A 15626-nucleotide genomic window follows, 5' to 3' on the forward strand; every position below is an offset into this window, starting at 1 on the left:
TTAACGTTCTTTTTTTATCGTCTTTACCGCTTTATCCAAAACCCTTTTTGGTTTTACTTTTTGAGTGGTCATTTCATCCATGGCTGAATTCATCGGTCCCCATACCTTATTCATTTCCGGAATATTCGGCACTGGTTCAGCGTATTGTAATTGTATGCTTAAGGCTTGTGCCCTTTCATTTTCTTTGATTGCGGCATTGTGTTTGATTGATTCATTAGGAGGCATTTCCCCTGTTAAATCATAACGCTGCATTGCATTATTATCATTAGTCAAATATTCAACTAACTTCGTAGACCAATAAGGGTGTTTTGTGAAAGCTGTTACATGCCAGCCTTTGATTTCCATGAACGTTTTCATTGGCTTGCCATCGGGCAATTTGGGCATGGGGGCAATTCCTGTATCCTTTCGCTCGGTAAATGAGTTCCCGTCACTCATGATAGAAGCCAAATTCCCTTGTAGAAACAACTTCTCGATCACTGCCTTGTCGCCTTTGGGAATCAAACCCGCCCCATACCATTTTTGGATGTACGAAGCCCCTTTTATGGCACCCTTATTATTCAAGCCAATGTCATTAGGGTCTAATTTTCCATTCTTATCTTTAAATATATAACCTCCCATTCCAGCGATTACTCCATACGAATCATGGAAATCATTCCATTTGGCATAGTAACCATGAACATTGCCCTTTCTTAATCCCTTCGCCTTTTTATAAAGATCATTCATCGTCTCAGGAGCCTTAGGCATCAATTTTTTATTATAAAAGAAAACGGATGTGTTTACGGATTTCGGCAATCCAAATACCTTATCTTGATACATCTCCCCTCTAATTGAAGATTCAATGAAGGCATCCAATACCTCATCGTCCACCTTCACTTCCTGAATTAAGCCTTCCTTCACGATTTGGCCGACTTTTCCATGGGAAAAAGTTACGACATCCGGGGCCTTTCCGTTTCCGATTGGCCCATCACGACGAAGCCGCTCGTACATCTCGGTAGCCATTTCAAGCTCTTCATGCTCAACTTTGATTCCATATTCTTTTTCAAAAGCTTCAATTACCGGCTTTAGAGCCTCCGCTTTACCTTTTTCCTCCCAAATGATCAGTTTTTCCGGCTTCGCTTCATTACTGGCTTCGTCTTCTTTTTTCTTATTTTCTTTAACTGCTTCATTTTCCAAATCTGAACTGGAACCACAAGCATTTACACTAACGATCAAAAACATGGACATGAACAAATGAAAAATCAACTTCTTCACTTTCATTCTCCTTTTTAAAATGTTTATTCTATCATGTCCAAAAGCACCAAATAATACTGTTTTTTCAGTTCAGTACTTCAAATAAAGCCACTTAATGAAAGCGATACCAAAGCTATTGTTATCATTATATGAACGGCTTTGGTTTTTACAACATTTTACTTGGCGTTTTTATTTCCTTGTAGTGATGAGCACTTTTTGTTATTTTTTAGTTAATAAGTGCTTTTTTCAATTGAAATAGGGTATATAACCGTATTGAAAAAACACTTAACCTGGCTAGTGCAGCTTCATGGAGATCCCCCTCATAAACAGCTGGAAGTTTCCTTTTTCACATCCTCAAATACTTATAGAATTGGAGTGGTTTTTAATGGAATTTTCATCCATACACCATAGACCTAATGACAATTACGGCTATCCCATCAACACCGAAACCCTACATATCCGCCTACGTACGAAAAAACAAGATATCTCCTCAGTTGGATTGATCTTTGGCGATCCATACATTTCAGATAATGGTCAATGGCAGTACGAAGAACTTCCCATGAGTTTGTCAGGCAGCGATAACCGCCATGATTATTGGCATATCTATGTGAAGCCTCCCTACCGAAGAATTCGATATGGGTTCAAGGTATCGTCAGAAGATGAATGCTCCATTTACACGGAAAAGGGCTTCTTTAAAGAGCCTCCCCGAGATCCCGGAAGCTATTTCGCGATTCCCTATCTCCATCAAAATGAAGTTTTTGGGGCACCGGAATGGGTCAAGGATACTATTTGGTACCAAATTTTCCCTGATCGGTTTGCAAACGGAAACCCCGACAACGATCCGGAAGGTGTGAAACCCTGGGGAAGTGAAGACCCGGCGGTGGATAATTTTTTTGGCGGGGACTTCGAGGGAATCATTGAACATTTGGATTACCTTGAGAATCTCGGCATCAACGGAATTTATTTCACGCCAATCTTCCATGCCTACTCCAATCATAAATACGATACGATTGATTATCGGAGTATCGATCCGCAATTCGGTACGAAGGAAACACTGAAGACACTAATAGCCGAATGCCATAAACGGAATATACGGGTCATGCTGGATGCCGTTTTTAACCATAGCGGCTACTATTTCCCCCCTTTTCAGGATTTACTCGAAAAAGGAGAGAAATCGAAATATAAGGATTGGTTCCACCCACACAGCTTCCCTCTTAAGGGAGGGGAAAGGCCCAATTATGAAACATTCGGTTTTTTTGAATCGATGCCAAAATTGAATACGGCAAATCCGGAGGTGAAAGAATATCTGCTCGAAGTCTCGGCTTATTGGATCAAGGAGTTCGATATAGACGCCTGGCGCCTCGATGTGGCAAATGAGGTCGATCAGCCATTCTGGCGTGAATTTCGAACAACAGTGAAAAATATAAAGCCTGACCTTTATATTCTTGGGGAAATTTGGCACGACTCCATGCCATGGCTTCGCGGCGATCAATTCGATGCCGTCATGAATTACCCTTTCACCAACCAAGTTTTTCGCCTGGTCGCCTCACAAACGATCAATGCACGCGAATTCACTGAAGAAATGACAGCCATCTATCACAGTTATCCGACCAATGTTTTTGACGTGACATTCAATCTTCTTGGAAGCCATGATACACCGCGGATTTTCACGGATTGCGGGGAAGATCTAGCCCGAGCCAAGCTCATTCACGCAATCCTGCTGACATTCAATGGCACCCCTTGTATTTACTATGGAGATGAAATCGGCTTAACCGGTGGGATGGATCCTGGGTGCCGAAAATGCATGGTCTGGGAAGAAGAAAAACAAAACACCGAGCTACTCAATGAAATTAAGGCATTGATCCACTTGCGAAAAGAAGAACGGTTACTTGCCAATGACGGGGAGTTCAAATTCCTTGATACAGCCGGAAACGAAAATATCGTGGCCTACCAAAAGTATAATGAAAAACGTTCTGTCGTGATCCTCATCAATCCGACCGACGTCCAGCAATCCTTTACCCTTCCTGTTGATTTGAAAGGACGTACACTAACGGATTTAAGAACAAAGGAAACCACACAGGTTGGCAAATTTGAGTTGGGTGGTTATCAATATAAAATTCTCGCATTCAATCATTGAGGCAAATGAAAACGGGGCAATGAAAATCATCCGCCCCGTTTTTTTCACTCGATTATTTGGATATCATATTCTTTGAACCATACATGGGTCTGTGCCAAATGTGCGAGCAACTGTGGACCTGACATCAATTGCCCGAACCACGGCACTTTAAAAGCGGCACCCTTGGAATCCACTATATCGGTTAGCTTCTGCTTATCGAAAAACTCATGCAGGACCGAATTCTTATCCGTCAGTAAGTCTTTCAACCACGCCTGCACACGGTCTGTATATATAGGGTTATGGGTTTTTGGATATGGACTTTTTTTACGATACAATACTTCATCCGGTAATAACCCCTCCAAAGCCTTCCTAAGAATACCTTTTTCACGGTTGCCTTCCATTTTCATTTCCCAAGGAATGTTCCATGCATATTCAACAAGGCGATGATCGGCAAATGGCACGCGCACCTCTAAACTTGCCCCCATACTCATCCGATCCTTCCGGTCAAGGAGCGTCGTCATGAACCATAATAAATTCACATAGAAAAGCTCTCTCCGCTTTGCTGCTATACCGCTTTCCCCTTCCAATTTAGGCGTTTCGGCAAGTGTCGCCAAATAAGCTTCCTGCGCATATTCCTCCAGCTTCAGTTTCTCGCGCCATCCCGTTTTCAATAAAGATACCCGCTCCCCGGTCGACCTCATCCATGGAAAACCGGCACGATTCAAATCATCCTCACGATGAAACCAAGGATAACCCCCAAAAATTTCGTCCGCACATTCGCCGGACAGGCCTACGACAAAATCCCGCTTGATTTCCTTACAAAACCAAAGTAAAGAAGAATCGACATCCGCCATGCCTGGGAGGTCCCTTACAAGGACAGCTTCCGTTAAATAATCCGTCAACTGCTCTTGAGTGATGACCGATGAATGGTGAACGGTGTTAAAACTATCCGACATCTTTTTAATCCAATACCCATCAGAGTTTGGCTGAAAATCATTCGCCTTAAAATAACGCTCATTATCCTCATAATCAATGGAATACGTATGAAGCTGGCCTTTCCCTTCTTTTTGATAGGCATTTGCAGCAATGGCCGTTATCGCGCTTGAGTCAAGCCCTCCTGATAAGAAGGTACATAGCGGAACATCAGATACAAGTTGCCGCGTCACTGCATCTTCGACAAGAAAGCGAACCTTCTCGGCCGTCTCATCAAGCGTATCCCGATGTTCTTCGCTTTTCACATTCCAATATCTCCAAATCCGGAGGCCTTTCCTTGATAAAGTAAGCGCATGGGCAGGCCTTAATTCCTGGATATTATGAAATACGCCTGAACCTGGCTTCCGGGATGGACCAACACCAAAAACTTCAGACAACCCTTCGCGGTCAATCTCCGTTTTAACATCCGGATGGGCAAGAATCGACTTCAGCTCCGATCCGAAAATGAACCCGCCGTCCCTTTCCGCATAAAAGAATGGTTTTACCCCCATGCGATCTCTTCCAACGAATAATTTCTGTTCCTTTTCATCCCAAATCGCAAACGCAAAAATCCCATTGAACAAGTCAATGCATTTTTCTTTCCATTCTATATAAGAAGTTAATAAAACTTCTGTATCAGAATGACCTTTAAAGGAATATCCTTTTAATAATAGCTGTTTACGAATATCCTCGGTGTTATATAGCTCACCATTATAACAAAGCGTATATCTGCCGTTTTCGTGATTTTTCGTCATCGGCTGTTTTCCGCCTTCCGCATCGACAACCGTTAACCGTTTATGACCAAAGGCAACATGGGCTTCGCTCCAAACATTATCTTCGTCAGGCCCCCGCTTTGCCAACGTTTTTGTCATGTTTTCCAGCGTTTTCGTTTTTGTCCGTAAATCTTTTTGAAAATGCACCCAGCCTGTTATCCCACACATTTTACACTTCATCCTTTCTATCCGGACTATCAAAAATATATTGGCTCCCTGTCTTAAAAAGATTTACAGTCCCTAAGTATCGCTCAGCATCATTCCGTAGGACCCCCTGCCAACAACGCCCGGCGTCATTAATGAATTGTTGAGCAAAGCATCCCGTGTTAAACATAGCCTATGCAAAGACGGAAAGATGGTTATTTGTCCATAATATTTTAAAATATACAGTTATATTTTCATTGGATTTTGACTAAAAAGTAGGTGAGGATTCCACTATTGGAGGTATATGTATGAGTCAGCAACAACGAACTAAGTTAATGAATAGGCAAACAAGAGCTTTTACCGAAGGAACAGTGGAAAATATCAATCAACAATGGATTTTTTTCGATGATGAAACAGATGAGGCCTGCTCCATTGAAGACCACGTTGACAGCATCATCGAAGTGTACAGGGGTGGGCGCTGGCAGCAAGGAGTAGTTGAAGAAGAGGGAAAAATCCTGCTTCACCGGGAAATCACCTTCTTAAGGGAAAATGAGCCCATTCGGATACGCAAAAAGCTGCTCTACTCTTTTGAACGTTTATTGGAAGAATTGAACGACGATTCCTTTTTCCAATTTGTAACGACATTGAATTCACTTGATTTTTCTATTTATGATTGTATATATAGCTATAACCAGCTTACTTTTTTAAGGGCCGTCCCAAACCAGTCCGGCGTGAATTTCTTCACCTTTGATAACGAGAGCCAAATTTGCCTCGTTCAGCACCATTTTTCTTACGGGAAAAAGGATCATGATCGTTTTGAATTCACCCTGAACACCGGAAAAAGGATCGTCATTGAGAAAGTGAATTCACAATAACAGGTAAAAGAAAACGGGTAAATGAGATTTCCTCATTTACCCGTCTTTAATTCTGTATTAAAAAAAGTCCATTCCTTGTGGCAGCGCAAGTCCTAAATAAAGGACGAATACAAGCGCTACGATGAACAATATCCACATGGCACTTGTGCTTTTTCCTTTTTTCGTACGGACCAGCACCATTTCCATCGCCGCAATCACGATGATCCCAACAATCATTTTTACTGCGTAAGCACCAAAATCAGTGATCAGCATGCCGCCAGTAAGGAAAATCAATAGATAGAACAACCGTGTTATCATATGTAGCATTTTCGCTTTCGGGTTTCCACCTTTAAGCATCGAATATGTGACAAAGAAAAGAATGATTCCGATAACCCAAGCTGTAATATGCATATGTGTAGTCATTTTTTTGCCCCCTCGTTCAGTTTCCATTTCATCATATCATAGGCTTTTACAAAAAAACAAAACTAAGTATCCACCTGAATGGGTAAAACCAACAATTTAATGAACATCATTTACATTTCTTCTTAACTGGTCCCTACCTGCGCATAACCGGCTTTTTACCATATGTAAAAAAACGCCATATATATTCAACCGGTCCGTATTTATACAGACCCATCCACAATAAGGAAAGCAGAATTTGCAGGCAAAACAGGGCTATTAAGAAAACAAATCCTGTCGTATATGAGACTGATCCATATAAACCAAGGCCATATGAATAAAAAATGGCCGTACATACCATCGATTGGAACAAGTAATTGCTCATCGACATCCTTCCGATATACAAAAGCGGGTGTAACAGGCGGGAAGCCACTGACCGTTCCGCCAAAAGCGTGATTGCCGTAATATAAAAAATTGTAAGTAACGGCCCTCCCAAATAATCCTGCACGAATATCGTTCCAAAATGGTATACCGACACATATGGCAGAATCTTAATTGACATGCCCAATAGAAAGCTTACAATCGATATCGCTTTCAATTGTCGTTTATATTGGGTTGGATTTTGGAGAAAACCTTGTTTTGCAACGCCTGCTCCAATTAAAAAAAACGGAAAAATCGATAAAAAAAGGATAATGGCATTAAAAGGGTTGTTCACCATATACCAATCCAGTGCCCTTTGACTCATCAGTTCCGTAAATGTACCAGATTGATAAACTTCCAAAGACTGTTTCACCATCGCTGAATCAGTCGTAATCGCCATCCCTTCACTATCAAAAATGCCCATTATAAGAAATAGAGAGCCCAATATCGCAAAAGGCAGGACATAACAAACCGAACCTAGCAGAATTAAATTCCTGGCCTTCATCTTATAAAAAAACAAAAGTGCAAACCCAAATACAGCATAATTAATGAGGATATCCCCATGCCAGATGAAGAAAGCATGAATGCAACCAAGTATCAGCAGGAAACTTAGCCTTTTCATATATAGTAACGGAAATGAAATACCCCTTTCTTCACTCCTTACTGCCAAAATGATTGCCCCGAAACCGAACAGAAAGGCAAATAACGGATAAAAGCTAGCCTGTGCGACTATATCACTGAAACTGTACAAAATCCTGTCCCATCCTCCTGCCCACCGCTCGGCACCATCTATGTACAAGAGCGGAGAGTGGAAAGAAGGCATATTCACTAAAAAGATCCCTAAAATGGCTAATCCACGTAAAAGATCGATGCTTACGATCCGTTTACTTTCCTGCAATGGTACCATCGCGCCCTTCATGGGTACACCCTCTTTCATTCATACAGATTTAACATCTTTTCTATATCTCCATTGCATCATCTTTAACTTGCGTGACCGCTTTTTGCTTTTTTATCAGTATGACAAACAAGCTGCCCAATAAGCAAAAGATTCCTGCAAGGAAGAATGCCCATGTATAGGAGCTGAATATTTTGAAGATAAGCCCTCCACCGTACGCCGCCACTGCTGCACCCACCTGATGGGCCGCGAATATCCACCCGTATACGATCCCGCTTTTCCCCATGCCAAATACTTGCCTTGAAATGCTTATGGTCGGAGGAACGGTCGCTATCCAATCCAAGCCATAAAAAATGGAAAAGATGACCAATAGACCGATAGAGCCTTCATTTAGTGCAAAAGGAAGTAATACGAGGGAAGCACCCCTTAGAGCGTAATACCAAAACAACAGCCAGCGGTTATCAAAACGATCTGATAACCACCCGGATACAGTCGTACCAATCAAATCAAAGATTCCCATGAAAGATAGCAATGATGCTGCCGTCACAACCGGTAAACCAAAACTAATGCAGTAAGAAATGAAATGTGTCCCGATCAACCCACTCGTAGAAAGTCCGCATATAAAAAAGCTTCCTGCCAATAACCAGAATTCCTTCACTCTCACCGCTTCAATCAACGACTGAAAAGCCATGGCGACGGGGTTCTTATTTTGGACTGTAACAGTTTCCTGCTTTTCCTCTTCCAATCCATATGGAAGAGCGCCGACTTCCTTCGGATTGTTTTTCATGAACAAAAGGATGATTGCCAGCATGATCAAGCTAAGGACCAAAATTAATCCAATCGCAAATCTCCACGAATAATTCTCAATGATGATGGCTAAAACCGGAAGTAAAATGAGCTGACCTGTTGCCGTACTTGCCGTCAGTATCCCGACCGCCAGCCCCCGCCTCTTCTCGAACCAACGATTTGCCACATATGGGCTCAATACCGTTAAAAACACTCCAGATCCCAATCCAACGATAATTCCCCAAATAAGAATGAGCTGCCACTCATGCTGCATGAAAAAAGTGAGGAAAATCCCTGCCAATAAAGTGGACATGGCCAATACCATCATTTTCTTCAATCCAAGAACTTCAATTAGCGCGGCCATGAACGGACCCGATAATCCATAAAGAAAAAGACTTATGGCGAAGGCTAAAGAAATGACGGATCGGTCCCACCCGAACTCATTTTCAAATGGTACGATGAATACTCCCGATGATGACCTTACGATTCCGGCTACAATAATCGAGAAGAATGCTATGATTAAAATAACCCAGCTATAATGAATACGTTTCAATGCTCTCCCCCACAATCCATAACTCTTAAAATCAACTTGATGAAAAAAGAAAAATTATAATAATTTGAAATATTTTATAATAGTAACATTTTATCGTTAAACAGGAAGCTTTTTATCGAAACAAATTCAAGTGTTCCTGAATGACCATCCCTAATCCAACAATGACATGAGTTACTGCGGCTTATTTACGAATGGAAACCTATCAGTGTCCACCTCAATTTTCATTTCTTCAGGATGAAATCTTCATTGCTTAATATGAAACCGAATTTAAAGGGCAAAGAAAAAAACGCTGATCATTTCTGAACAGCGTTAGCGAGCTTCAATTAACGAATCTGCCTGTTTTCCCCTTAGATTCCCAATAATCATTACGGAGATGGATTTTTTGTATTTTCCCCGATGCCGTTTTTGGAAGCTCATCGACGAACGACACACTGGTAACTGATTTGAAATGAGCTAATTTTTCCCGTGTGAAGGCCTTTATATCATCCTCCGATAATTCAACGCCCAATTTCGGCACAATGAAGGCATGCGGTGTCTCTCCCCACTTTTCGTGCGGAACGGCAATGACTGCCGCTTCAAGAATGTCCGGATGTTCGTAGAGTATTCCTTCCACTTCTATGGAAGAGATATTTTCTCCGCCACTAATGATTATATCCTTTTTGCGGTCAACGATATCCACATTCCCATTTTCATCGATTGTGGCCATATCCCCTGTATGCAGCCATCCATTTATCAGTGTCTGGCTGGTCGCTTCTTCATTTTTCCAATAACCTAACATCACTCCATGGCTGCGGACGACAAGCTCGCCGATATCCACGCCATCATGGGCAACTTCCTCACCATTGTCATGGATAACCTTTACCTCACTGCCTATGATGGGATATCCGGCTTTCGCCTTCATTCTGTATTTTTCTCTTTCCGGAAGATCATCGAATTCAGAACGAATCAGCGATATCAGACTGACAGGTGTTGATTCAGTCATTCCGTAAATTTGAATGAATTCCCAGCCTAACTCTTTTTCCACCCTTGTAACGAATGCAGGAGGCGGAGCGGAACCAGCAACAACAATTCGGATATCCTGCTCGATATTCGGAACACTCCGTTCATAATATTGGAACAGTGAATTCAGAACCGTGGGTGCCATATGCATTATGGAAACCTTATGCTTTTGTAGTGCATCAAATATCATCTCGGGGCTGGTTTTCCTCAAACAAACTTGTGTGGCACCATTTGCGGTATAATAAAATGGCGCACCCCACCCATTCACGTGGAACATCGGCAGTACATGCAAATATGTATCGCGGTCATTGACCCTGAAATGATGCATCGCACCCAGGGCATGTAAATAGTTGTTGCGGTGAGTCAGCATCACCCCTTTGGGATTTCCTGTGGTCCCGCTAGTATAAAGGAGGCTCGAAACATCATTTTCATCCACTGACTCCCGATTAAAGCACTTGTTATCATAACGTTCCAGCCAATGGTTGTAATCGGTTTCATTTATCTCTTCATCTTTATAATGAACGATTATGTGCTTCACCGATTCAAGTTCATCCTTGATAGGTGAAATTAGATGATACAATTCCTGATCTACGAAAAGGACCTTGGACTCGCTATGGTTCAAAATGAATACATAATCTGCAGGCTTCAAACGGATATTCAAGGGAACGATTACTGCCCCAAGTTGAAATATCCCATAAAAGCCTTCAAGCATTTCAATTGAGTTGGGTGCCAAATAGGCCACCTTATCACCCTTTTTGACACCGAGATCCCTTAACCCATTTGAAAGCTGGTTTACACGGCCATTCAGCTCTAAGTATGTTAAAACCTTGTCATCTCCAATGATGGCTTTCTTATCGCCATATAGTAAGGCTGCTCGATCTAAGAAATGCGATAAAACTAATGGTACGTTCATTTCCTCACCTCTAATTTTATTTAGAAAATTCTGAATTAACATTATGTTACCATATCTGTTTCTAACATTTCAATAATGTCAGCCGTTGTTATATAACAATATATTTATAGGCAGATGAATCACATCAATCATGAGTCAACATACAATACATTGAAACTCCCTTCAGTGATAGGCTCATGGCCTGACATTCAAGGGGAAAACCAGAATAAAAAAAGGGTGATTTTCTTGCCGGCCATCGTAGGAATCGTTCAAGTCATCAACGTCGGTAGCAGTGGAATTGTCCATATTGGTGACGTCTTTAAAATTAATCCATATTCCACCTCAAAAACGTTTGCAGGTGCTGGCTCTTTTAATACAGGTGAATCCATATCCCTCTATAATGCCTATAGCACCACGAATACAAATGATACTGATGGTGTCGATCAGCCACTGGTCCTAAATCTCTAATGTTTTAAGAAAGGAGTCAGCATGATCTTCAATATTCACCAGACCATACAAATCAATATGGTAAAAATTGAAAGCATCGCCAATTCATCCGTTTTTCAAATAGGAAGTGCCGGAGTGATTAAACCATATTCCACATTAGCCAATACCGGTGGATTCACTGAGCCTGCTCCCGAAATTGAAGCTGATGTAGTCCCATTAACCAGCTTCGTCCCATTTACACCCTCCTAGTTCATAGGCATTCACCTACATCTAACTTTTTCATATACTGTCATATATGAAATTAACTTATTGTGAAGGCGGGGTGTTGAATCGTGAATCAGGATCTTTATTCATATTCCATACAAATGCAGCGTTTTCTTGAAGCCCAGGATAAACGGATCATGAAACTTGAACACGAAATCAAACGCCTGACAGATGAACTAGCCGAGCTGAAAAATAAACCACCAATCCATGTTGATAAAATTGAATATAAATTCGATCAGTTAAAGGTCGAATCTTTAGATGGAACATTGAATATCGGTTTAAATCCAACTGACCTTAACAACATAGATGAATTTGCCGTAAACAACCAACCTGTTCCACCTGCCCCTAACCTATTTCCAGGCAGGGAGATCGTCGTCCAGGAAATTCATAACGAAATACTTTCAGACTTGGAAAATATGATTCACGATGCGGAAAACCAGCTGAAAATATCATTGGAACCTTCTTATCATGACTTCATTAAGCAGGATGTAGAACGCCAGCTGCATCAACGAATCAATATGTATTTCGATAATCTTTCGTACGCTGAACGTGCTCCGCAGCAAAGGGATAATATCAAGGAAAAGATCAGGGAAAAGGTGAAATCCGATATTCAAACCGCACTATTTCAATTCATTACCCATTCACAAGCCGAGACAGGAGGAAATCCAAATGGAGTTTAATGTAACCAATCATCAGCTTTGCGTAGGAGATATTAAAATTACCGGTGTAGCAAGTTCTGCTTTATTTCTCATAGGGGATGTACAAACGATCCAACTATCCTCGGCATTCGATACCCCGCCGGAATCCCTTATCATCGGGCCACTCGTGCCGCTTTCTCCAGAAGGATAAATAACATGTTTTCTAGAATATCAAAAGTAAAATCTTTATTATCCGACACGGTATCATTCAGCTCCACTTTGCAAATCGGGGATACTTCATATATAGACGGTAATTCCCAGGCTTTAGCGGTCCAAAAGAGAAGTGAAACTTTCCACTCAGTCGATATTCATTTCGAAGACTATGACATTTTTAAGAAACCATTTTACATCCCAAGATTGAATGAACCAGTCATATCAAGTTTTTCAAATCCGAATCCCTTCATACGGGTCGGCAATATCAATATAATCGGGGTATCAGCCTCATCTGTGGTTGGTGTGGGGAACGTAGGCCATGCACGTATGGAATCAAGAGTGAAACATATTCGGGAGGTTCCTAAAGAAAACGAAGAGACGCCAATCGAGGATTCAACCAACAACACTTAAACTTTTAAAGGAGGGGTTCATATGCCCGCCATTATCGGCCCAGTTCAAGTATTCAATGTCGCGCAAGGAAACCTGTTATTCGGTGATTGCGCTGTCATTTCCCCTAAGTCTTCCTCCAAATCCGTTTACGGATCCGGTTCAGGGAACACAGCTGCAATCACCTTCACGGCTAATGGCCTGAACGGTAGCAATGTCCTTGATGTCAATGGGGTCGACCAGCCCATTACAGGGAATAATTAGTCAAAGTAAAAAGCCTCCCATTTCCAGGGAGGCTTTTATTCTCGGCCTATTTTTCTAACATGTTAAATACTTGCTCAACATCTTTGTCTCCCCTGCCTGATAAATTAACGATCAGTATATCATCTCTTGTTAACTCTTTTGCGAGCTTCATGGCGTGAGCTAGAGCATGTGAGCTTTCGAGAGCTGGAATGATTCCCTCTGTTTTGGATAATACCTGAAAAGCCTCTAGAGCTTCTTCCCCTTTTACCGTCACATACTCCGCCCGTCCGCTATCTTTCAAAAAACTATGCTCGGGTCCCACGCTTGGGTAATCCAAACCGGCGGCTATGGAAAATGTCGGTTTTGGTTCCCCTTGCCCATCCACTAACGTCAAACTTTTGAATCCGTGCAAAACTGCCGGGACACCTTGCGAAATACTTGGGGCTTCAATTGGCTCTACACCAATTAAACGGACATTTTCTTCATCGAGATAATGAGCAAAAGCACCGATCGCATTACTTCCCCCTCCTGCACAAGCAATGATGGCAGTTGGCAGTTTTCCTTCCTTTTCAAGGATCTGACGCTTTGATTCTTCACTTATGATTGATTGGAAATGCTTAACGATCGTTGGATACGGGTGTGGTCCCACTGCTGAACCAAGCAAGTAAAAAGTATTTTCATAGTTTTGAACCAAGTCATTCAATGCCTCATCAACGGCATCCTTCAATCGACCCTGTCCCTTTTCGACCGCTACGACTTTTGCCCCCAGCAATTCCATCCGAAAGACATTCAATGCCTGCCTCTCCGTATCCAGCTTACCCATATAGATCACACACTCCATGCCAAACATCGCACATGCCGTCGCAGTCGCCACACCATGCTGTCCAGCTCCTGTTTCTGCGATGATGCGTTTAGCACCCATTCGTTTAGCGAGCAGTATTTGTCCGATCGCATTATTAATTTTATGAGCACCTGTATGATTCAGATCTTCACGCTTCAAATATATTTTTGCCCCGCCAACCTTTTCCGTTAAATTCTTTGCAAGTGTTAACGGGTTTTCGCGTCCGACATATTCTTTCAGATAATATTGAAACTCCTCAATAAATTCCGGATCATCCTTATATTTCAGGAATTCCGCTTCTAAAAAATCCATAACTTCCTGAAGTTCACCAGGTATAAAGCTTCCACCGAACTCACCAAAGTATCCCTTGCTCTTGATCTCACTCGTCATACTCTTCTCTACTCCTTTAAAAAGGTATTTTTCTCCACTAGTATATAGTAAGCATTTATACCTTTTCAAACTATTCTGTTTATTTAATCAGAAAGAAGCGTTCCACATCAATGGGACACTAGACTGTAGAGAAACTCGATGAAAATCGAGTTTCTCTACAGTTTTTTTGGGCTTGTACAAATTTTGACGTTGATTTCCACTTCAGGCACTCGCTTTCCGCGGGCGGTCCGGGAGCCTCCTCGGCGCACTTGCGCCTGTGGGGTCTCGCTTGGACTCGCTATTCCCGCAGGAGTCTCGCACCTTCCGTTCCAATCAACTATGTTTAAAATTTCAGATAGAACTCCTTTTTGCCTACAGTCTTTTTTGTTTTAAAATAGAACTATTAAAACTTGAGGTGATGAGGATGCTTTCGAAACATAATTCTAATCAGCGAGATCAACTTGAAATAATTACTTTAGATCAACTGGTTCCGGCGAATCATTTGGTTCGTAAAATGGAGGCTTCCATTGACTTCACTTTCATTTATGACTTGGTGATAGTTATGTATTCAGAGGTAGGACGCCCAAGTATTGATCCAGTTATCTTAGTTAAACTGACATTCATTCAATTTACCTTCGGTATTCGTTCCATGCGTAAAACGATTGAAGAAGTTGAAACAAATATGGCTTACCGTTGGTTCTTAGGCTATGGTTTCCATGATAAAGTACCTCATTTCTCAACGTTCGGGAAAAATTATGAGCGACGCTTTAAAGATACAGACCTGTTTGAACAGATTTTCTATCGCATCTTAATGACAGCTGCTGAAAGAAAGTTAATAAGTGCTAAACATATATTTGTCGATTCCACACATGTGAAAGCCAATGCGAATAAGCGTAAATTTGAAAAGAAAATCGTACGCAAAGAAACGATTGAGCGTGTATTCGCAGATGCAAAAGAAAAGCATGGTATGCGTTGGACTACTTTAAGGGGACTTAAAAAATTGTCGATGCAAGCGATGCTTACTTTCGCTGCCATTAATTTAAAGAAGATGGCCACTTGGACATGGAAAGGTCCTAAAATGGCTTAACATAGTGGCTCGAAGAGCCCAAATCTCTTATCCTTTGGTCAAAATTTCAAGGGAATTTTAAAAGGGGTTCGGAATTTTTTAAATTCCGAACCCCTTTTGTCTAC

The 15626-nt window shown here is 41.6% G+C and carries 16 protein-coding genes; 9 read left to right on the forward strand and 7 right to left on the reverse strand.

Annotated features, from left to right (window positions below; genetic code table 11):
• Positions 1 to 1251, reverse strand: a complete 1251-nt coding sequence (locus ACIQ0C_RS18605; RefSeq protein ID WP_403062614.1) for an extracellular solute-binding protein — start codon at positions 1249 to 1251, stop codon at positions 1 to 3.
• 364 nt (positions 1252 to 1615) lie between these two features.
• On the opposite strand from ACIQ0C_RS18605, the gene ACIQ0C_RS18610 reads away from it, so the two are divergent.
• Positions 1616 to 3367, forward strand: a complete 1752-nt coding sequence (locus ACIQ0C_RS18610) for a glycoside hydrolase family 13 protein (protein ID WP_403062617.1) — start codon at positions 1616 to 1618, stop codon at positions 3365 to 3367.
• 44 nt (positions 3368 to 3411) lie between these two features.
• Here ACIQ0C_RS18610 and asnB read toward each other — a convergent pair whose 3' ends face one another.
• Positions 3412 to 5259, reverse strand: a complete 1848-nt coding sequence (gene asnB, locus ACIQ0C_RS18615) for an asparagine synthase (glutamine-hydrolyzing) (protein ID WP_403062620.1) — start codon at positions 5257 to 5259, stop codon at positions 3412 to 3414.
• A gap of 284 nt (positions 5260 to 5543) precedes the next feature.
• Here asnB and ACIQ0C_RS18620 point away from each other — a divergent pair, with 284 nt between their 5' ends.
• Positions 5544 to 6110 (forward strand): DUF2777 domain-containing protein, encoded by a 567-nt coding sequence (locus tag ACIQ0C_RS18620; RefSeq protein WP_063232220.1) that lies wholly within the window; start codon positions 5544 to 5546, stop codon positions 6108 to 6110.
• A 57-nt stretch (positions 6111 to 6167) separates the two neighbouring features.
• Here the strand turns inward: ACIQ0C_RS18620 and ACIQ0C_RS18625 are convergent, their stop codons facing one another.
• From ACIQ0C_RS18625 to ACIQ0C_RS18640, 4 genes are all read right to left on the reverse strand, one after another.
• The gene (locus ACIQ0C_RS18625; protein ID WP_402836526.1) at positions 6168 to 6512 is read right to left on the reverse strand and encodes a YisL family protein; all 345 of its coding nucleotides are present in this window, start codon (positions 6510 to 6512) and stop codon (positions 6168 to 6170) included.
• A 133-nt stretch (positions 6513 to 6645) separates the two neighbouring features.
• The gene (locus tag ACIQ0C_RS18630) at positions 6646 to 7827 is read right to left on the reverse strand and encodes a DUF418 domain-containing protein (RefSeq protein ID WP_403062623.1); all 1182 of its coding nucleotides are present in this window, start codon (positions 7825 to 7827) and stop codon (positions 6646 to 6648) included.
• Positions 7828 to 7867: 40 nt separating this feature from the next.
• On the reverse strand, positions 7868 to 9142 hold the full coding sequence (locus ACIQ0C_RS18635; protein WP_403062626.1) for an MFS transporter: 1275 nt from the start codon (positions 9140 to 9142) through the stop codon (positions 7868 to 7870).
• Positions 9143 to 9461: 319 nt separating this feature from the next.
• The gene (locus ACIQ0C_RS18640; protein WP_403062629.1) at positions 9462 to 11054 is read right to left on the reverse strand and encodes a long-chain-fatty-acid--CoA ligase; all 1593 of its coding nucleotides are present in this window, start codon (positions 11052 to 11054) and stop codon (positions 9462 to 9464) included.
• A 225-nt stretch (positions 11055 to 11279) separates the two neighbouring features.
• Here ACIQ0C_RS18640 and ACIQ0C_RS18645 point away from each other — a divergent pair, with 225 nt between their 5' ends.
• The 6 genes from ACIQ0C_RS18645 to ACIQ0C_RS18670 all read left to right on the forward strand — a co-directional run bounded on the left by ACIQ0C_RS18645 (position 11280) and on the right by ACIQ0C_RS18670 (position 13246).
• Positions 11280 to 11501, forward strand: coding sequence for a spore germination protein (locus ACIQ0C_RS18645; RefSeq protein WP_063592643.1), 222 nt, complete (start codon positions 11280 to 11282; stop codon positions 11499 to 11501).
• Between the two features lie 21 nt (positions 11502 to 11522).
• Positions 11523 to 11729 (forward strand): spore germination protein GerPB, encoded by a 207-nt coding sequence (locus tag ACIQ0C_RS18650; RefSeq protein ID WP_403062633.1) that lies wholly within the window; start codon positions 11523 to 11525, stop codon positions 11727 to 11729.
• 83 nt (positions 11730 to 11812) lie between these two features.
• Positions 11813 to 12424: a spore germination protein GerPC gene (gene gerPC / locus ACIQ0C_RS18655; RefSeq protein ID WP_402836538.1), complete on the forward strand. Its 612-nt coding sequence runs from the start codon at positions 11813 to 11815 to the stop codon at positions 12422 to 12424.
• Positions 12414 to 12593, forward strand: coding sequence for a spore gernimation protein GerPD (locus ACIQ0C_RS18660; protein ID WP_402836540.1), 180 nt, complete (start codon positions 12414 to 12416; stop codon positions 12591 to 12593). The genes gerPC and ACIQ0C_RS18660 overlap by 11 nt, the downstream gene beginning before the upstream one ends.
• A 5-nt stretch (positions 12594 to 12598) precedes the next feature.
• Positions 12599 to 13006, forward strand: coding sequence for a spore germination protein GerPE (locus ACIQ0C_RS18665; RefSeq protein ID WP_403062636.1), 408 nt, complete (start codon positions 12599 to 12601; stop codon positions 13004 to 13006).
• A gap of 21 nt (positions 13007 to 13027) precedes the next feature.
• Entirely contained in the window at positions 13028 to 13246 is a 219-nt protein-coding gene (locus ACIQ0C_RS18670) for a spore germination protein (RefSeq protein ID WP_095392665.1), read from the forward strand.
• A gap of 46 nt (positions 13247 to 13292) precedes the next feature.
• Here the strand turns inward: ACIQ0C_RS18670 and trpB are convergent, their stop codons facing one another.
• Positions 13293 to 14456, reverse strand: a complete 1164-nt coding sequence (gene trpB, locus ACIQ0C_RS18675) for a tryptophan synthase subunit beta (RefSeq protein ID WP_403062639.1) — start codon at positions 14454 to 14456, stop codon at positions 13293 to 13295.
• Between the two features lie 403 nt (positions 14457 to 14859).
• Here trpB and ACIQ0C_RS18680 point away from each other — a divergent pair, with 403 nt between their 5' ends.
• Positions 14860 to 15522 carry a transposase gene (locus ACIQ0C_RS18680; RefSeq protein WP_403062642.1) on the forward strand — a complete coding sequence of 221 codons (663 nt, stop codon included), beginning with the start codon at positions 14860 to 14862 and terminating at the stop codon, positions 15520 to 15522.
• The last annotated feature ends 104 nt before the right edge of the window (positions 15523 to 15626 follow it).

Origin of the sequence: Peribacillus sp. NPDC096448, from assembly GCF_044762675.1 — a bacterium.
Classification (GTDB): Bacteria; Bacillota; Bacilli; order Bacillales; family DSM-1321; genus Peribacillus; species Peribacillus frigoritolerans_B.